Annotated in this window: 13 protein-coding genes; 5 read left to right on the forward strand and 8 right to left on the reverse strand. The window is 71.8% G+C overall.

Translation table 11 applies throughout. The features are described 5' to 3' along the window. Positions 1-54 precede the first annotated feature (54 nt). Genes EDD40_RS09020 through EDD40_RS09030 form a run of 3 tightly spaced genes read right to left on the reverse strand, consistent with a single transcriptional unit; the run spans position 55 to position 1,509 of the window. Positions 55-438, reverse strand: coding sequence for a hypothetical protein (locus tag EDD40_RS09020; protein WP_123742493.1), 384 nt, complete (start codon positions 436-438; stop codon positions 55-57). A gap of 46 nt (positions 439-484) precedes the next feature. Next, positions 485-931 carry a GNAT family N-acetyltransferase gene (locus EDD40_RS09025; RefSeq protein WP_281277847.1) on the reverse strand — a complete coding sequence of 149 codons (447 nt, stop codon included), beginning with the start codon at positions 929-931 and terminating at the stop codon, positions 485-487. 8 nt (positions 932-939) lie between these two features. Next, positions 940-1,509: a TetR/AcrR family transcriptional regulator gene (locus EDD40_RS09030; protein ID WP_123742494.1), complete on the reverse strand. Its 570-nt coding sequence runs from the start codon at positions 1,507-1,509 to the stop codon at positions 940-942. A gap of 123 nt (positions 1,510-1,632) precedes the next feature. On the opposite strand from EDD40_RS09030, the gene EDD40_RS09035 reads away from it, so the two are divergent. Beyond that, a complete protein-coding gene (locus tag EDD40_RS09035) occupies positions 1,633-2,403 on the forward strand; it encodes an SDR family NAD(P)-dependent oxidoreductase (RefSeq protein ID WP_123742495.1) in 771 nt (256 codons plus the stop codon). 3 nt (positions 2,404-2,406) lie between these two features. Here the strand turns inward: EDD40_RS09035 and EDD40_RS09040 are convergent, their stop codons facing one another. Next, positions 2,407-4,908 carry a hypothetical protein gene (locus tag EDD40_RS09040; protein WP_123742496.1) on the reverse strand — a complete coding sequence of 834 codons (2,502 nt, stop codon included), beginning with the start codon at positions 4,906-4,908 and terminating at the stop codon, positions 2,407-2,409. A 185-nt stretch (positions 4,909-5,093) separates the two neighbouring features. Between EDD40_RS09040 and EDD40_RS09045 the strand changes: the two genes are divergently transcribed. Beyond that, positions 5,094-6,509 carry an aminopeptidase P family protein gene (locus EDD40_RS09045; protein WP_123742497.1) on the forward strand — a complete coding sequence of 472 codons (1,416 nt, stop codon included), beginning with the start codon at positions 5,094-5,096 and terminating at the stop codon, positions 6,507-6,509. Here EDD40_RS09045 and EDD40_RS09050 read toward each other — a convergent pair whose 3' ends face one another. Beyond that, complete coding sequence (locus EDD40_RS09050; protein WP_211348123.1) at positions 6,510-7,775, reverse strand: hemolysin family protein; 1,266 nt, start codon at positions 7,773-7,775, stop codon at positions 6,510-6,512. A 113-nt stretch (positions 7,776-7,888) separates the two neighbouring features. On the opposite strand from EDD40_RS09050, the gene EDD40_RS09055 reads away from it, so the two are divergent. From EDD40_RS09055 to EDD40_RS09060, 3 genes are all read left to right on the forward strand, one after another. After that, entirely contained in the window at positions 7,889-8,800 is a 912-nt protein-coding gene (locus EDD40_RS09055) for an effector-associated domain 2-containing protein (protein ID WP_123742499.1), read from the forward strand. An 83-nt stretch (positions 8,801-8,883) separates the two neighbouring features. Beyond that, on the forward strand, positions 8,884-9,105 hold the full coding sequence (locus tag EDD40_RS40965) for a hypothetical protein (RefSeq protein WP_148088738.1): 222 nt from the start codon (positions 8,884-8,886) through the stop codon (positions 9,103-9,105). Between the two features lie 18 nt (positions 9,106-9,123). Then, the gene (locus EDD40_RS09060) at positions 9,124-10,962 is read left to right on the forward strand and encodes an HEXXH motif domain-containing protein (RefSeq protein ID WP_123742500.1); all 1,839 of its coding nucleotides are present in this window, start codon (positions 9,124-9,126) and stop codon (positions 10,960-10,962) included. Here the strand turns inward: EDD40_RS09060 and fxsT are convergent. The 3 genes from fxsT to EDD40_RS09075 all read right to left on the reverse strand — a co-directional run bounded on the left by fxsT (position 10,959) and on the right by EDD40_RS09075 (position 18,695). Continuing rightward, positions 10,959-14,840: an FxSxx-COOH system tetratricopeptide repeat protein gene (gene fxsT / locus EDD40_RS09065; protein ID WP_148088739.1), complete on the reverse strand. Its 3,882-nt coding sequence runs from the start codon at positions 14,838-14,840 to the stop codon at positions 10,959-10,961. The genes EDD40_RS09060 and fxsT overlap by 4 nt on opposite strands. A gap of 286 nt (positions 14,841-15,126) precedes the next feature. Further along, positions 15,127-16,620: a VMAP-C domain-containing protein gene (locus tag EDD40_RS09070; protein ID WP_148088740.1), complete on the reverse strand. Its 1,494-nt coding sequence runs from the start codon at positions 16,618-16,620 to the stop codon at positions 15,127-15,129. Between the two features lie 137 nt (positions 16,621-16,757). Further along, the gene (locus EDD40_RS09075; RefSeq protein ID WP_123747882.1) at positions 16,758-18,695 is read right to left on the reverse strand and encodes an MDR family MFS transporter; all 1,938 of its coding nucleotides are present in this window, start codon (positions 18,693-18,695) and stop codon (positions 16,758-16,760) included. Positions 18,696-18,953 lie beyond the last annotated feature (258 nt).

Here is an 18,953-nt window from a genome sequence, read left to right on the forward strand (position 1 = left end):
TCCTCGAGCGTGGCCGGTCGGTCGGGCCGGGCCGGCCCGCCCGGCTGGTCCCGGTCAGCCACGGTGCGCCCAGAGCTGGTCGAGCCGCAGGATCATCACCGGCACGCTCAGGCACGCCACCGCCAGCACCCCGGCGCCCCACCGCGACCGGTCGCCGAGCGCCCAGAACGCGCCGACCGGCAGCACCGCCGCCACCGCGACCAGGTAGCCGAAGAACGTGGCCGTGTCCAGGCCGCCGCGGTCGGAGCCGAGCACGGTGACCGTGGCCGCCACCGCCTGCACGAGCAGCCCGGCTTCGAGCAGCACGACGACCCCGGCGAGGCCGAGGGTGGGTGTGGTGGCGAGCGTGATGGGCCGGTCGGTGACGACCAGCACCAGCGACCACAGGGCCGCGACGAGCGCCAGGACCGTCAACGCGGTCGCGAGGACTTGGATCATCGGAACTTCCCGGTCGAGCGGAGTTACCGCCGCAACCTACCCCCCGTCACGACAGCTCCAGCTTGAAGCCCTCGTGGGACTGGGCGAAGCCGAGGCGGCGGTAGAAGCGGTGCGCGTCCACCCGGCTCTTGTCCGACGTGAACTGGACGATCGCGCAACCGCGCGCCCGCGCCTCCTCGACCGCCCACCGCACCAGCCGCTCCCCCAACCCCTGCCCGCGCGTCGAGGACGCCACCCGCACCGCCTCGATCTGCGCCCTCGACGCGCCGCCGCGCGACAGCCCGCGCAGCACCGTGAGCTGGAGCGTGCCCACGACCGCTCCGTCCCGTTCGGCCACCGCCAGCAGCTCGTGGTCGGCCGCGTCGATCGCCTCGAACGCGCGCAGGTAGGGCCCCAGGTCGCCGGGCGACTCCCGCCGCGCGCCCAGCTCGTCGTCGGCGAGCATGGCCACGATGGCGGGGACGTCCTCGGCGGTGGCCCGGCGGACGACCACCGGCCCGGTCACCGCGGCCCCGCGCCGTGCAGGAGGGTGTCGACCACCCGGCGGGCCAACGCGTCGGGCCCGAGGCCGCTGTCCGGCCCGTGCACCGCCTCACCGATCAACGCGTAGAAGACGCGGCGCGTCCAGTCGAGGTCGGTGGAGGCGTCGAGCAGCCCTTCCTCGCACGCCCGGCGCAGCAGCGCCAGGCAGCGGTCGTCGACCCGGCGCCTGCCCTCGGCGGCGGGCGAGTCGACGTCGGTGAAGACGACGCCCATCGCGAACGGCCAGCCGACCTTGACCCGCAGCACGTTCGCGGTGATCTCGTGCAGCGCGACCAGCGGCGGCGAGGTCTCCGGCCGGCCCGCGTCCATCACCTCGTCCAACTGCCGCACCACGTCGGCGGTCATCGCCTCCACCAGCGCCTGCCGGTTGGCGAACCGCCGGTGCACGGTGGTGCGCGCGACCCCCGCGGCCTCGGCGATCTGCTCCATGGACGCGCCGGGGTTCGCCGACAGCACGCGCTCGGCGGCTTCGAGGATCGTCCGCACGCTGCGTTCGGCGTCGGCGCGCAACGGCCGCGTCGTTCCCAAGACTGTCTCCCTTCGTGCACATCGATGGTACAGCTACCGCGATAACTGGAACATGAGTGTTGCGGTTAGAGTTACAACTGTGCCTAAGATGTCTCACATAATCCCGAGGCCTCTGGAGCTGACATGAACCCCACCGCCCTGGTCACCGGCGCGTCCGCCGGGCTCGGCGCCGAGTTCGCCACCCAACTCGCCCGGCGCGGCCACGACCTGGTCCTCGTCGCCCGCTCGGCCGACCGCCTCGACGCCGTCGCCGACCGCCTCCGCCACGAGCACGGCGTCGAGGTCGACGTGGTCGTGCAGAACCTGTCGGCGCCGGACGCGGCCGACTCGATCGCGGCCCGGCTGCGCGGCCCCGTCCACACGCTGGTGAACAACGCGGGCTTCGGCACCGCCGGCCGGTTCGAGGAGATCCCCGACGGCCACGACCGGGAGCAGCTGATGGTCAACGTCGTCTCGCTGGTCGCGCTCACCCGCGCGCTCGTGCCGGGCATGCTCGAAGCGGGCTCCGGCGCCGTGGTCAACGTCGGCTCCACGGCCGGGTTCCAGCCGTCGCCGTACTTCGCGACCTACAGCGCGGGCAAGGCGTTCGTGCTCGACTTCAGCCTCGCGCTGCGCCGGGAGTACCGGGACCGGGGCATCAAGGTGCTCGCCCTGTGCCCCGGCCCGACCGGGACCAGCTTCTTCGAGCGGGTCACCCCGCGCGCCGCGCTCGGCGGCCGGCTGATGAGCGCCGAGACCGTCGTGCGCGCGGGCCTCGACGGCCTGGACCGCGACCGCGCCTACGTCGCGCCCGGCCTGCGCAACGCGCTCAACGCCCACCTCGTCCCGCGCCGCCCGCGCACGCTGGTGGCCGCGATCGCCGAACGCGTCACGCGGTCCGTGCTCCAGGCCTGAGGCTCAGGACCCGCCCGACAGCGACAGGTCGCCGATCACCACGGAGGTGCGCGGTCGCGCGACGGCGTCCGCCACCCTGGCCACCACCTCGTCGAACACCGGGTCGTCGTAGTAGTCGCTGTGCCCGCGCAACGGCGAGGCGACCACGTCCGGGTCGGGGTCGAGGAACTCCGGGTCGCGCAGCCGCACGTCGTTGCCGCAGCGCACGCCCCACAGCTTCGGGTCGGCGGACAGCCGCTCCTCCGCCGTCTCCGGCCACACCTGCACCGGCCCGCCCAACGGGTCGGTGAGCCGGTGCACGTTCCACCACCGGTCGCCGAGGTCGTCGTGCAGGCGGGCGAGCTCGGCGTGGCCGAGGTAGTGCGGGAACAGCCGCGAGTACGCCCACTGCAACTGCGAGCCGTAGGTGACCAGGCCGACCCGGCGCAGCGCGGCGACCGCGTCCGCCTGCCTGATGTACCGCTCGCCGTCGGCCGGGTCGGGCCGCTCACTCTCCCGGCGCAGCAACGACAACGCCGCGACGCACACCACGCTGCCCTGGCTGTGCCCCGACAGCACGACCGCGCCCACGCCGTGGTGCCCGGCCAGCCGGACCGCCCGGGACGTCAGCTCGATCGTGGCGCGACCGCCGTAGGGAGGCGGGCAGATCGGGTGCGCCAGCCTCGGCCAGAACGCCACCAGGTCCCACACGATGCCGACCACCGTGCGCATCCGGGGGTTCTGCCAGGTCCGCACGCCCAACAACAACAAGACCAGCACGACACCGGACACCACCAGGCTGCCCAACGCGCCCAGCTCCCGCGCCGGGACGGTCGACAGCCAGTCGGCCAGTCCCGGCGGCGGCGCGTCCCGCCGGCCCGGGTGCGCCAGCCGGGCCAGCGCGAGACCGCCGCCGGCCGCCACCAGCACACCGCCCAGCAGCGCGACCGCGCCGAGCAGCCAGTGGTAGCGGTACTTCGCCGACGCCAACCGCTGGGTGAGGGCCACCTTGCCGACACCCGGCCGGTCCGGGCGGCCCGGGTAGTCCGCCACCACGCCCTCGCGGACCGCCACGCCGATCGCGTGCCGCGTGCAGGACACCGTGCCGATCGCGTACAGGAGACCGGCGAGGACCACCGCCGCCCAGAACGCCCAGCCCGGCGCCGGCGTCCACCGCAGGGCCACCGCCGCCGCCGCGGCCACCGAACCGGCCGCGAACACCAGCGCGCTCGACACCTGCCGCACCATGGCCGCCACGACCGGCGCCACCAGCAGCGGGAACGCGATCGCCAGCACGCCCCACAGCCCCGCGCCCACCAGGTAGCTCGTGCTCAGCACCAGCCCCGGCCGCCCGGCGTCGGGCACCGGGTCGCCGACCCAGTCCACCACCCGGTACGCCAACCCGCCGCTGAACCCGACCGCCAACGTGGTGGCCACGGCCGCGATCACGACCGCCGCGTAGCCGTGCCACAAGGGCCGGAACCGCTTGTCCGCCACCATCAGCTCCACGCCGCGCGCGGAGCGCCGCAGCCGCACGCACGCCCCCAGCAGCACGACCAGCAGCAGCATCGCCGACGCCGACAGGGTGTTCGTGACCACCTCGAACCCGGCCAGCGGCGTCACCGACCCGGACGCCTCGACCGGCACCCGCCACAGCGACGCCGTCGCCGCACCCACCGCGAGCAGCAGGTACACCACCGACGCCCACTTGAGCGCCCGGGAGTTCACCTCCCGCCGGTCGGGCGACATCACCACGCACCCGACGGCCCACCCCAGCACCACCGCGCCCAGCCCGACCACCGCCCACGACAGCGCGTCGGCCGGCCGGTCCGGCTGCTCGGTCCGCAACGCGCCCGCGTACAGCACACCCACCACCGCGCACGCCGCCGCCACGTGCGCGTCGCGCAACACGGGAGTGCGCGGCGACGTGTGCCAGAACGCGTAGTCGCCCAGGCTGCCCGTGCGGGTCTCCCACACGTGGTGCGTGCCCTTCGGCTCGTACAGGAACGTCTGCCGGCCGAACCACCACAGCACGGTGATCACCAACCCCGGCGGGACCAGGCCGACCAGCAGCATCGCCCCGAACGGCCAGCCGTCGAAGAACCCCAGGCGCTCCGCCCGGCACGTCGCCGTGCCCGCGCACTGCCGCACCAGCAGCTCCAGCGACGCGTAGGCGGTGGCCGCGACCAGCATGCCGGTCAGCACCAGGCCGAGCAGCCGCAGCACCGCCTCGGCGAACCGGCTCGCGCCCAGCAGCGCGTACCGGGCCAGGTTCAGGATCGCGAACGGGATCAGCACCAGCCACAAGGCCCGGCTCGCGCCACCCGAGGTGAACCGGCCCCAGTGGAACGCCTCCACGGTCCGCGGCCGCCCGTTGGACAGCGCCCGCACCGGCTTGCCCGCCCGCAGGAACCGGGCGACGTCGTCACCGGCCACCGGGGTCGGGAACGGGTCGCCGAGCATCGCTTCCGGTGGCGTGCCGGACACACCGTGCACCCGCAGTTCGACGACGTCCTCGGGACCCATGCTTCTCCCCCGCCGTAGGCAGCCCTGCGGTGTTGCCTACCTGATCGGGCCGGCGCGGTAGGCCGTTTCGGCACCGGAGGCACCCGGTTGGGCGATCCGCGGGCTGGTGAGACCATCCTCGGTGACGTCCGGTCGCCGATCGCGCCCGGGCGTGCTCACGGCCACGACCCGAAAGGCTGCCCACGGTGACCAAACCCGCCCGCCGCGACCCCAGCAAGCTCGTCGACGCCTCCGGGTTCCGCGAGTTCGTCCAGCACGGCTGGGGTCCGGCCGACCGCGCCGCCCGCGTCACGCCCGGAGCCGCCCGGGCCGCCGCCGCGCACCGCGACCGGCTCAGCGCCGCGCTGCCCGGCGCGCGCGTCGCGGTGGCCGCCGGCTGGTCGCCCGTGCGGTCCAACGACACCGACTACGGCTTCCGGCCCGACAGCGACTTCTCCTGGCTGACGGGCTGCGCCGCGGAGGGCGCCGTGCTGGTGATGCACCCCGTCGCCGGTGGCCACGACGCGGAGCTGTTCCTGCGCCCGCCCGCCGGCCCGGACGAGCCGGACTTCTTCGCCAACGCCCGCGACGGCGAGCTGTGGGTCGGCCCGGTGCCCGGCCTCGCCGAGTGGGGCGAGGCCCTCGGGCTGCGCTGCCGCCCCCTGCACGAGCTGCCGTCGGCGCTGCGCGGCAGGCTGCCCGCCGTGCACGCGACAGCCGGCGTCGACCCGCTGCTGGACGCCCTGGCGGGCGCCGACCACACCGCCGAGCTGCGCACCGTGCTCGCCGAGCTGCGCCGGATCAAGGACGACTGGGAGGTCGACCAGCTCCAGGCCGCCGTGGACGCCACGGTCCTCGGGTTCGCCGACGTCGCCGCCGAGCTGCAGGCCGCCGTCAAGGGCGGTGGCGAGCGGTGGCTGCAGGGCACGTTCGACCGGCGCGCCCGCACCGCCGGCAACGGCCCGGGCTACGCCTCGATCGTGGCCGCCGGACCGCACGCGCCGGTGCTGCACTGGGTGCGCAACGACGGCCCCGTGCCCGAGGATGCCGTGCTGCTGCTGGACGCGGGCGTCGAGCTGGACACCCTCTACACCGCCGACATCACCCGGACGTTGCCGGTCTCGGGCACCTACAGCCCCGCGCAGCGGCAGGTGCACGAACTGGTCGAACGCGCGTCCGCGGCCGCGTTGGCGGTCGTGCGACCGGGCGCGGCGTACCGGGACTTCCACCAGGAGGCCATGCGGGTGCTCGCCGAGGGCCTGCACGACTGGGGCCTGCTGCCCGTGTCGGTCGAGGAGTCGCTCGACCCGGACGGCCAGCACCACCGCCGCTACATCACGTGCGGCGTCGGCCACTTCCTCGGGCTGGACGTGCACGACTGCGCCAACTCCAGCTCCGCCGCCTACCACGAGGGCACGCTGGAGGCCGGCATGGCGCTGGCCGTCGAACCGGGCCTGTACTTCCACCCGAACGACGAGACCGTGCCGCCGGAGCTGCGCGGCATCGGCGTGCGGCTGGAGGAGAACGTCGTGGTGACCGGCTCGGGCCACCGGGTGCTGTCCTCCGCCCTGCCCCACGACGCGGCCGGCCTGGAGGCCTGGGTCGCGGCGGCGGGCCGGTAGTCAGCGCTTCCGCAGGCGCACCGACGTGATGGCGTGGTGCTCGACCTTCACCACCTCGACGGACCAGCCGGGCAGCGTGATCCGGTCACCCGGGCCCTCGGGGATGCGGCCGAGCACCACCAGCACCAGGCCCGCGATGGTGGCGTAGTCGCCCTCCGGCGGGTCGACCAGCTCCACGCCCAGGTCGACCAGGTCGTGCACGGGGAACGTGCCGGGCAGCACGAGGGAGCCGTCCGGGCCGTTGCGGACGGCCATCACGTCGCGGTCGGTCTCGTCCAGGATCTCGCCGACGACCTCCTCCAGCAGGTCCTCGAGCGTGATGATGCCGTCGACCGCGCCGTGCTCGTCCACGACCAGGCCGAGCTGCTCGCGTTCGGCCTTGAACCGGCGCAGCGCGTCGGACACCCGCACCGAGTCGGGGAACACCACCGGCGGGCGGGCCACGTCGACGAGCACGGCGTCGTCTTCGAGCAGGTCACGCAGGTGCACGACGCCCACCACGTCGTCCAGGTGCCCGCCACGCGCGACCGGCGCCCGGGAGTGGCCGGAGGCGGCCAGCTCGGCGCGGGCGGACGGCACGTCCATCTCGGCGGCCAGCGTCACCACCGACCGGCGCGGCACCAGCACCTCGCGCAGCCGCCGCTCGCTGATCTCCAACGCGCCGGTGATGATCATGCGCTGCTCGGCGTTCAGGCCACGTTGGGCGGAGACCAGCTCGCGCAGCTCCTCGGACGACATCTGCTCGGACTCCGCGTCCGGTTTGCCGCCGAACAGCCGGACCACCACGTTCGTCGACGCGCTCAACGCCCACACCGCGGGCCGCGAGGCGGTCGACAGCACGTGCAGCGGCCGTGCCACCAGCAGCGCCCAGCGCAGCGCGTACTGCATCGCCAACCGCTTGGGCGCCAGCTCGCCGAACACCAGCGTCAGGAACGTCAGCACGACCGTGACCAGCGCGATCGCCACCGCGTTCGCCGCGTTGCCGAGGAACGACAGCGCCGGCACCAGCGGCTCGGCCAACGACACCGCCGCCGTCGCCGAGGCCAGGAACCCGGCCAGCGTGATGCCGATCTGGATGGTGGCCAGGAACCGGTTCGGGTCGCGCGCCAGCCGCACGAGCGTCTTCGCGGACGCCCGGTCGTCGCGCTCCAACGCCCGCAGCTGACCCTCGCGCAGGCTGATCAAGGCCATCTCGCTGCCCGCGAACACCGCGTTCAGCAACACCAACACCGCGACCAGCGCGATCGTCCACCCGTACCCGTCCACACCCGCCTCCATACCCGAACCGGGGCACCCCGCAACCGGAGGGTTGGTCATTTCGAGTGGCGCCGCTGCCCTCACACCCCTCCACTGGGCTACAACATGCGTGGGGAGGTCACATGGTGTCGGCTGCGGTGCACCGGTCGTTCGTCGTCGTGGACGTCGAGTCCTACGGCGACCCGACCAGGTCGTCACCCCAGCGCACCGCCGTGCGCGACGGCGTGCGCCAGGTGCTGATGGCCGCGTTCGCCGACTGCGACCTGCCGTGGGACGACAAGGCGGTGGACGACGCGGGCGACAGCCTGCTGGTGCTGCTGCCCGCCGACGTGCACAAGTCGGTGCTGGTCGAGCGGTTGCCGGAGCGGGTCGTCGCCGCCCTGCGCAGGCACAACGAGATCCACGCCCACGGCGCGCGGCTGCGCATGAGGATGGCCGTGCACGCCGGCGAGGTCCACTTCGACGAGCACGGCAAGACCAGCGAAGAGATGATCTTCACCTACCGGATCCTCGACGCGCCGGCCGCCAAGCAGGCCCTCAAGGCCTCGACCGGCACCCTGGTGCTCGTCGTCTCCGACCCGTTCTACCGCTCCGTGGTCCGCCACGACCCGGCCGCCAGACCCGGCGACTACACCGCGGCGCAGGCCAAGGTGAAAGAAGCCGACGCCCGCGTCTGGGTCCGCCTGGTGGACGGCAAGCCGACCGCCGGGCACGCCACCACCCCGATCCGCACGGTCGCCGACCAGCCGCCGCTGACCCTCGCCGAACTGGGACCGATCGTCGACGTCCTGCTCCGCACCCCCGGCTTCGACACCCGCGAGGGACGTGACCTGGTGTTGCGCGAGGTGAAGTTCGCCGCCGCCATCAGCCGCCACAGCGCGAACCGGCCGGACACGGTCAGCATCGTCCGGACGTGCGCCCACTACCCGGGTGGCCTCACAGCACTGCTCGAAGCGATCCGCTTCTACGCCGCCGGTTCCACCGAGATGGCCGAACTGGACACCCTGTTGGCCGAACGGATCAGTGGCGTTTAGTTGTCCCCTGCGGCGGCGAATACCACCATACGCACCTCTTCACTGTGTTTCCTTGACATTACACTGAGTCATGCCGTCGTAAGGTGAACCCCACCGCGCAGGGGCCCCGCAACCTGGTGGCCGACTCGGGAGGCCCGCTAGTGGATGAATCGGCATTTCGGATCGACTCCGGTCTGGTCGACTTGACGAACGTTCCTCTCGACGTGTTGGTCGCATTCGACGACGAGATCCTGGCGGCGTCGGCGGACCGTTTCCTCGCACAGGTGGACCACGCCATCATCAGTGTCGGCGGCCACGAATCCTGATCGGCGGGCTCCGCACCCATGACGAGGGGCGACCACGAGGTGGCAGGCTGGAACTCCAAGCACGGGATATCGCTGTCCAACCACGAGATGTCCCTGGCCCAGTTGGACGCCTTGGCGTCCGCACGACCTGATGGCGACGCCGTCGCGCTGCTGCACCGAGTCGAACGGACGAGACGTCTGCTCGCCCTGCGGTTGGTGCTGAGCCACGCTCGTGACCACCCGGCTCCCGGCAACCCGCTGGCCCCGGTGGACGAGGCGTGGGACCTGCTGGTCGCCGCCGAGCGCACCCGCCCGGAGGAGGTGGCGGAGCTGCTGTCGCGCCCGCAGATCGGGGTCTGGTCGGCACACGTGTTGCGCCGGCTCCGGAACAAGGTCTCCGACACCGCGCCGGCGTGGTTCCACGTCGGCCAGCTGCACTTGTTGGCCGCGGCGGCGGGGTTGTCCGCAGAATTGCGCTTCACGATGACTATTCCTTTGCGGGATGGCATCGCGGTACTTCCCGGCCGGGGCGTCGCCCGAGTGCCCGAGACGACCGGATGGAGTCATGGCACCTTGGTCTCGGATGCGTCGGGGTTAACGGTTAAAACCGGCGTAGGCGCCGCTCACCCGGTCGAATGGCAACCGATCCGCATTCTTGAGGGCAACGTCGGCTCCACCGCGCCGCGCATCCACCTCGACGACACCGGACCGTACCGGGGATTGGCTGTCCCGGAACGGCCCGAACCATTGTCGGAATCCTCGGCGGCCCGGTGGAACGCGCTCTTCGCCGACACGTGGGCGATCTTGGAGCGCGACCACCCGCACCGCGCGCGGGAACTGTCCGCCGGGCTGTCGGTGATCACGCCGCGCCCGGCGGCCTACCGCTTCCGACCGCACAGCGGGTCGGTCGGCGACGGCTACGGCGCCGCGATCATCTCCGAACCGCACGACGCCGTGCAGCTGGCCGTGACCATGGTGCACGAGTACCAGCACAGCAAGCTGAACGCGATCGGCCACCTGGTTCCCCTCACCCACGTGGACCCGACCGCCACCTGTTACGCGCCGTGGCGTGACGACGCCCGTCCGGTGGCGGGGCTTTTCCAAGGGGTGAACGCCTTTCTGGCTGTCGCCGAGTTCTGGCACCGGCAGCGGGAGCGCGCGAGCGGAACGGACGCAGCCCTGGCCCACTTCGAGTTCGCCCTCGTCCGGGCACAGGTGACCGAGGCCCTCGGCGCGCTGCGCCGGCACCCGTCGCTCACCGAACGGGGACGGGGGTTCGCAGCCCGCCTCGCGGACCGACTGGCGGCGCTGGCGGACGCCACCGTGCCGGCCGACCTGCTCTCGGCCGCCGAGAGGTTCGCCGCGGACCACCGCACGGCATGGCGTGCCACCCACCTCCGCCCGGTCCGGTCGCACGTGCGGGAGTGCGCTGCGCGTTGGTCGGCTGGAAAGCCCGCGCCGACCGCCGGTCCGCGGGGGATCGTGGTCGCCGACGACGATCCGCCCCGGATGGACGCCAAGGCGATCCTCGCCCGGGTCCTGCTCACCGACCGGGTGGAGTTCGACGCGATGCGGTCGGATTCCACCGGCCACGTCCGCAAGATCTCCGAGGACCTGACCGAGGCGGACTTCGCCCTGGTCGCGGGTGACCACCGGCGGGCGCACGCGCTGTACTCGGCGGAACTCGCCGATGGCTCGAACCGACCCGGCGCCTGGTCCGGCTTCGGCCTCGTGGTGCGAGAGCTGACTCCCGGCCCGGCGTCACGGGTCCTCCTCGAACGCCCCCACGTCGTCCGCGCCTTGCGGGACGACCTCGCCGCGACCGGCGAGGCGCCCGACGTGGAGCGCCTCGCCGCGTGGCTGGGAGCGGAGGGCTAGAGCGGCATCGGGTCGATGTCGCAGTTCGCCCGCGCGTGCGGGTCGCTCAGCTCCGACACCGCGGGGTGGAGGCTCCCGAGCCGGTCCCGCAGCACGGTCACCGCGCGCCGGTGCATCGCGTCCGCCTCGTCGACACGTCCCAGCGAACGGAGGTCCTGCGCGAGGTTCGCCTGGCACGCCAGGGTGGTGGGGTGATCGGCGCCGAGGGCCACGGTCGCCCGGTCGAGCACGTCGGCGTCGGCGTCGTGGGCGCCTTGCGCGTCGCCCGACGCGTGCAGGTCGCTGGCCAGGTTGATCCGGGTGATCAACGTGGAGGGGTGCTCGTCGCCCAGCCTGGCGCGGAAGCCCGCCAGCGTCGCCTGGTCCAGTTCGCGCGCGCCTTCGTGGTCGCCCTTCAAGCGGCGCAGGATCGCCACGTTGACGGCGGCGGAGAGCGTGTGGGGGTGATCGGGCCCCAGCGTCCTGGCGTAGCGGGTCAGCGTGTCCTGCCCGAGTTGCGCGGCCGCCTCGTGGCGGCCCAGGTGGCGGAACTCGATGGACCGGGCCAGCGCGGCGGCGAGTGTCTCGGCGTGGTCGAGGTTGTACCGTCGCCGCAAGCCCTCGAACGCCGTGTCCGCCGCGATCATCGCACCCTCGTGGTCGCCCGCCTTGCGGCGCATCACGGCGAGGTGGCGCACGGCGCGCAGCCAGGCCGGGTTGAGCGGTCGCCCCTCGCTGAGCCGTTCGTACATGCGCACGACCTCTTCGTGCTCGGCGGCGGCTTCCCGGTAGTTGCCGAGTTCCCGCTTGTCGAGCGTGAGGCCCACCTGGGTGAGGAGCGGCGTTTCATGCTCCTGGCCGAAGATCTGGACCCTGCGGTCCCAGGTGTCGGCGTCGAGCTTGACCGCGGAGGTGAAGTCGCCGACGAGGCGGAGGTTCACGCCGAGGCTGTGCGCGACGGCCAGGGTCGTCGGGTCCTCGTCCCCGAGGTAGCGGACGCAGATGTCGTAGTTGCGCTTCGACAGCTCCAACCCGCCGACGAAGTCACCCTCCGCCCGCTTGTCCGCCGCGACCTGGCTGACCGCCAGGATCGTCTCCTCGTGCTCCTCCCCGAAGGTCCGGCGGTGCCGATCGAGCAGGTCCGTGTTCAGCGGGGTCGCTTCGGCGTACCGGCCCTGCACCCACAGCATGAACCCGTACCAGCGGCCCATCCTCAGGGTTTCCGGGTGGTCCTCTCCCAGCCGGTCCACCCAGTTGTGGTAGATCTGCTCGGACAGTTCGGCGCTGCGCTTGTGCTCGCCCCACCGGTAGAGGAACTGGACTTGGTTGTACAGCAACGTCCGGACCGACTCGGCGTCGCTCTCGTAGGCGTTGGACGCGGCCATGTGCGCGCTCAGGTCCACGTAGATCGGCCAGTTGTCCGGTTCCGCCGGGCCCTCCGGGTCGTTCTCGCCCAGCATCTGGTGGGCGGCGTGCCGCATGGTCGCGCGTTCGTCCTCGCTCATCTGGCTGATCAGCACGGACTGGACCAGTCGGTGCAGTTCGATGGAGTTGGTGCGATGGTCGACGCGCACCAGGGCGAAGCGGTTGATGTCGCGGATGGCCTCGTTGAGCCGCAGGCTGTCGCGCAGGACCCGGGACAGCTCGGCCGGCACTTCGGTGATGTTGCGGCTGTAGGTGAACATCTTGCGGTTGATCGGTTCCGGCGCCAGGAAGGCGCACACCTGCAGCAGCCGCAGCGCCGAGGGATTCTTGCGCTTGAGCTCGCTGAGCGACAGGTCCCACATCGCCGCCACCGACTCGGGGTAGTCGAGGGTGGTGGTGACGTTCAGCAGCTCCAACTGCTTCTCGGCGAGCAGTTCCAGGTACTCGGCGGCGGGCATGCCCGTCTCCACGCGCCACGCCGCCGCTTGCGCGATCGCCAACGGCAGGTCGCCCAGCGCCTGGGCCAGGCGGTCGGCGTCCTCCTCGCCGAGGTCCGGATCGCGCCGCCGCAACAACTGCACGCTCTCGGCGCGCTGGAAGACGTTGACCTCCAGCGGGCGGGCGACGCTCAACCACTGCGAGTTGCGCGAGGTGACCAGGATCCGCCCGGTGCCGCCGGTCGGCAGGTACTGCTGCACGGCGTCCGGGCTGTCGGCGTTGTCGAAGATCAACAGCCAGTTGGTCGGGATCCTGGGGTGGTTGCCGCTGCGCAGCGCGTCGAGCACCTGCTGGACCGCCACGTTGGCCTCGGAGCCGACCACGAGCTCCAGTCGCTGCCCCAGCTCCACCAAGGAGTTGACGATCTTGACCGACCGCTCCGCGGGCACCCACCAGATCAGGTCGAAGGTCGTGCGGTTGCGGTAGGCGTACTCGATGGCGAGGTGGGACTTGCCCACACCGCCCATGCCGTGCAGCGTTTCGGGGAGCACCGCCGCGGTGCCGCCCCGGACCAGACGCCGTTCGAGCTCCTGGAGGAGGTCCGCCCGCCCGGTGAAGTTGACGTTCCTCGGCGGTACTCCGCCGAAGACGGGCGATGCGAGAGTCCTTCTCCTTTCTTCCTGCTCGACGGCAGTCACCTCTACTCCTCCTGCATTTCGCTCGACATCGACCGTGCCCTCGCGAACACGTGTTCGGTCACGTTCATCAGCGTGTATATTCCCGCTCGCCTCATCATTCCCGACCGCCGGCGACAGCTCGACTCCGGGGTCCTCCTCCGGCGTGGAATTTCGCAGGTGAAGCCCTGACCAGGCCTTCAGCACCGCCCGCTCGGCTTCCGCGACGTGCAGTGGCGCGACAATGGGCGAAGCGACCGATACCGGCTCCTCGTCCAACGGCCATTCGAAGCCCGCCGGTGCCGGTCGACGCTCTTCCAGGTAATGGCGGACCACTTTGCGAACCCGCTCGGTGTCGATACGACGTCCGTGCGCGAGCAGCTCCCCCCGAATACCCTCCCGGACAAACCTGAACAATGCTCGATTTCCCTCGTTGTCGGACCCGTGGGACGCGATCGCCACCAGTGGTCCGCCCAGGAATTCCGACAGGGCCGCACGTCCGGCTTCCGGGTGCAGCAGTTCGAGGATGCGGAGGAGGAGGGGCAGCTCCAGCGGTGCGACGGCCCAGTGCACGGCCAGGTCGAACACCACTTTCGAGGCGGTCGTGCGATACGCCGCGACGAGTTCGGCGGCGCTGAAACCCACGTCACCCGAGTGCTGGCGCGCCACCCGCGCCGGCGGGTCCGGCTGGACCGGCACGAGGGCCGCGCCCAGGTTCGCCCACCCGGCCGCCGCGGCGAGGGCGGCCCATTCGCCCAGGCCCGCCGGGGCCAGCTCCACGAACGGGACGGGCACCACGTCGCCGAGGTCGTCGTACAACCCCGGCACGTCGACCTGCGGCTCCCATTCGTAGAAGTGGTTCGGCGCGCCCGGTTCGGACACCTTCAGGCGCAGTCGGTGCAGGTCGAGGCCGGTGCGACAGGCCGCCCACCACGACAGCGGGCTGAGAACGGCCACCGAGTGCGCGGCGCCCAGCCCGCGCATCGACGTCCACGCCCCGCCCGACCGCCACGCCGGGTCGACCAAGTCGGTCAGGGCCAGCAGCAAGCGCCGCCCCGAACCGGTGAGGTCCGGCGGGCTCCCCCCGCCGGAGCCGCGCAGCACCGCCCGGCCGCTGCCGTCGACACCGAGGGCGCAGACGGTGACGTCGCCGAAGACACCGGACTCGACGAGCGCACGGGTGAAGGACTCCACCGTCGACGCCCAGACCGACATCGCCGGACCGTCGTCGACGGCGACCACGAGGTCACGGGACTGGCCGGCGAGGGGCGCGAGCACGTCCCGCAGCGCGTCCGCCGTCCACTCGTGGTCATCCGGACCCGCGGCCACACCTGCGACGAAGTCCTCGGAGTCGACGCGCACCGTCACATCCCTCCGGTGCGGGCACGACACCCCGGTTCGGATCGGTGAGCCGATTCATGCCGGAGTGCCCTGGAATCAGCGGACCACGACTGGTTCACCACCTTAGCGCCCGAGCGCGACATCGGTGCGCGATGACGAAGTGGATCGATTCCGAAGAAGATCGATAATCGGACGGAGGTAGAGAAATCGACTACTCTCTCATCATTTCGAGTGAACCGAGATCTACGCCTATCAGGTGAATAAGCAACCACTGGGCGTCTGGTATCGGGTGCACGCCGACTGGGCATCAGATACCTCCCTGCGAACCCCAACCAGAGGTCAGGGGTTCCGGTACACGCTCCGCGTCGTCCCACAATACGGCAAGACTCCGGCCCGCGTGCGGACCATCTGACTCATTTGTGAGCAGCGCTTCACGGCGCAACTGGGCCAACCGATCCGGCAACCGACGGACCTCGCCCGAGGCGAACAACCGGGTCACGGCCTCGTGGAAGTGACTCGTCGAACAATCCTCGCGGTCCCAGATGATGATCGGGATCCCGGCCCGGAACGCCATCGCGGCCTCGTGCCACGCCCGACCGCGACGGTCGCCCGGAGGTTCGCTGAGCACGAGTGACACGATCGAGGTGTCGTTCAGGTCCACCGCCATGCCGGTCAGGTCCCACCCGCCGTTGGTCCGGCTCCAGTACGGGCGCGCCGCCTCCGCCGAGATGGCGCCCCAGCGCTGCTTCCACACCAGCCAGTACCGCTGCGCCCGCGTCCGCTCCAAACTCCGGACCAGCACGGGGTGGTCCACCGCCAGCGGCACGCTCACGTCGGCGGGAGAGGCCTTGGGCCAGAACTCGACCGCGGTGTTGATCATCTCCCAGGGCAGGGCGAACTCGACCACGATGGCGCTCACCCGCTCGGCGTCCGGAGTGATGCCCAACTCGGCCTCCAGTTCGGCGATGACGCGGTCGACCTCCGCTTCGAGGTCGTCCCGCCGGATCGCGGCGTCACCGCGGCGGCGGCCGTGCCAGCCGGAGCCCTTCCAGCTCAACCAGTGCGAGAGCACCACCTTGGCCTGGTCGACCGGGTCCGGGTCGACTTCGAAGACGAGGTGCACCACGTCGGTGTCATCGCCCTCGGTCGTGGTTTCGTTGCGCCAGCGGGCCTGTTCGACCAGATCGGTCACTTCGAACTTCTCGGCCAACCTCCAGTTGTAGCGGCGCAGCTCGGCGGCCAAGGCGCTGTCCTCGATGCGTCCGGCGAGGCAGTCCACCAGCACCATGGCGGGCAGCAGGGCGCCCGGAGCGGCGTTGTGGTCGGCGAGGTGCAGGAACAGCGACCACACGGAACGGCACCGCGCGGGCAGGTCGTCGCAGTGCCCGTCGGTGGCCACGTCGGCCAGGCGACGCAGCTCGCGCCGCTCTTCGAACGGGTCCTCGGTCAACCGCACCGACCGCAGCGCCTTCGCCAACCGGTCCCAGTCCCCGGTCGGCAAGGCCCGGAACGCGGCCCACTCGTCCCCCAACTCGACGAGCCGGCCGACCTCGGGCGCGTTCGGGTCCAACAACCGCAGGCAGTCGACCAGTCCCCGCAGCCCTCCCGCGTGACGGCAGCACCACCGGACGAGCCCCAGGAGTTGGAGGTGGACCTCGGAACCTTCCAACGACACCTGCTCACCGAGCACGTCGGAGAGAAGGCTCACCAGCATTGTCCGCCCCCGCTCGGAACGCAGGCTCTCGCAGCGCTCCAACAAGGCGACGATCTCGCCTTGTAATCGCAACTGAGCGGTGCTCACCCCTTGGTCCACGGCCATGTGACAGCCCCCTCGGTCCACGGCCGGAGCGCACGCGGGCACTCGCCGACCTGACGGAACCCTGACTCCCAGCCGTTCACTGTTACACAAAGCAAGAGTGGGTTGTCCGCAAAATGCGGTCAGACGACGGCGGTGGGGTGGGTGGTGGGGAGGGAGCGGCTGCTGGTGGTCAGTTCGGTGGCGACGCGGTCGACGGCGGCGGTGAAGGTGGGGGTGTCGCAGTGCCAGTCGGTGAGCTTGACGAGCAGCCAGCGGCGCCAGGCGGTGATCAGGTCGGCGAAGACCCGGGTGCCCTGGGGGGTGAAGAGGTAGTGCCCGCCGGTTTCCGTGACGTAGCCCCTGGTCTGGAGTTGGCGCGCCACCGGTTCGAAGACGCCGGCGGGGACGTGGGTGGCCTCGGCCAGCCGGTCGAGGGTGGCGTCGCCGTGCTCGACGCTCTGCCGGAACACCTTCACCACCAGCCACGCCTGCGCGTGGGTGAGCGGGACGCCAGACTCGCGCAGCACGTCCGGTGTGGGGTCGCGGCGCTCGCGGCTGACGATGAGGGCGACCAGCTTCTCCAGCTCGTCCTCCGAGTCGGACGTGTGGGGCGCGGCGAAGTTGTCGCCCACCCCGGTCGCGGCGGCGCGGGCGGTGTCGCGCAGAGGCACTTCCTTCAGGAACAGCGCGACCAGGAACGCGACGGCGGCGACCGGCGCGGCGGACAGGAACACCAGGTGCAGGGTGTCCGCGTAGGCGGCGATGATCGGGGCCTTCAGCTCGTCCGGCAGGGCGTGCAGGGCCTGCACGTTGGCCGCCGCGGCCGGGTCGACGCCCGGGGGGATGGCGGCGGCGAGGTTGGCCGGCAGGTTGCTCGCGTACACCGTCCCGAACACCGCCACCCCGAACGAACTGCCCAACGTGCGCAGGAAGCTCACGCCGGACGTGGCCACGCCCAGGTCCTCGTAGTCGGTGGTGCTCTGCACGACCACCATCGCCACCGGCATGCACATGCCGACACCCAGGCCGAGCACGAGCATGTACGTCGACGCCTGCCAGAACGAGGTCTGCGGGTCCAACCGGGACAGCAGGAACAGCCCGCCGATCATGAGCAGGCTGCCGACCACGGGGAACACCCGGTAGCGGCCGGTCTTGCTGATCACGTTGCCGGTCGTGACGGAGGCGATGAGCAGGCCGACCACCAGCGGCAGCATCTCCAGGCCCGACTGGGTGGCCGACGCGCCGTGCACGTACTGCAGGTAGGTGGGCAGGAACGTGACGCCGCCGAGCATGGCGAACCCGACCACGAAGCTCAGCACCGTGCACACGGTGAACACGCGGCTGCGGAACAGGCGCATGGGCAGCATCGGCTCGGCGGCGCGGTTCTCCACGACCACGAACAGGCCGAGCGCGATCAGCGACCCGACCGCCATCAGGACGATCGTCGGTGACGCCCACGGGTACTCGACGCCGCCCCAGCTGGTGACCAGGGTGAGGCCGGTCGAGGCCAGGGCGATGAGCAGGATGCCCAGGTAGTCGATCCGCGGGCGGCCCGCGCCGCGCACGCCGGGCAGCGCGAACGCGCCGACGGCCAGCACCACCACGCCCAGGGGCAGGTTGACGTAGAACGCCCAGCGCCAGCTCAGGTGGTCCACGAACAGGCCGCCGAGCAGCGGGCCGACCACCGTGGCCACGCCGAACACCGCGCCGATGAACCCCTGGTACTTGCCGCGCTCGGACAGCGGCACGACGTCCGCGATGACGGCGGCCGAGGTCACCATCAGCCCACCGGCGCCGAGCCCCTGCACCGCGCGGGCCAGGATGAGCCACGTCATCGAGTCGGCCCAGCCGCACAGGAACGAGCCGGCCAGGAACAGCGCGACGCTGAGCAGGAACGCCCGCTTGCGGCCGAACAGGTCGCCGAACTTGCCGATCAGGGCGGTCATGATGGTCTCGGCCAGCAGGTAGGACGTGACCACCCAGGACAGGTGCCCGCCGCCGCCGAGGTCGCTGACGATGGTCGGCAGCGCGGTCGCCACGATCGTCTGGTCGAGCGCGGCGAGCAGCATCCCGAGCATGATCACCGCGACCACGGCGCGCCTCGCACCGCGGCCCACCTCGACCCGTTCGACCACGTGGACCTCCCGGCCCGACGATAAAACCGCCACCGCGCGACCGCCCGCCACGTCCACGGCCGGGTGATGTCCAGCGGGCAAACCCCCGACGGCCGCGTTTCTGCCGTGCGCGCGGCGAAATCCTTGTGCCCCTTCAGGATCGTCCCTGATGTCCACACGGCGCGCGTTGCTCCACCGTCGCCGCCAGTGCCGACGCTCCCG

Origin of the sequence: Saccharothrix texasensis (assembly GCF_003752005.1) — a bacterium.
GTDB lineage: Bacteria > Actinomycetota > Actinomycetes > Mycobacteriales > Pseudonocardiaceae > Actinosynnema > Actinosynnema texasense.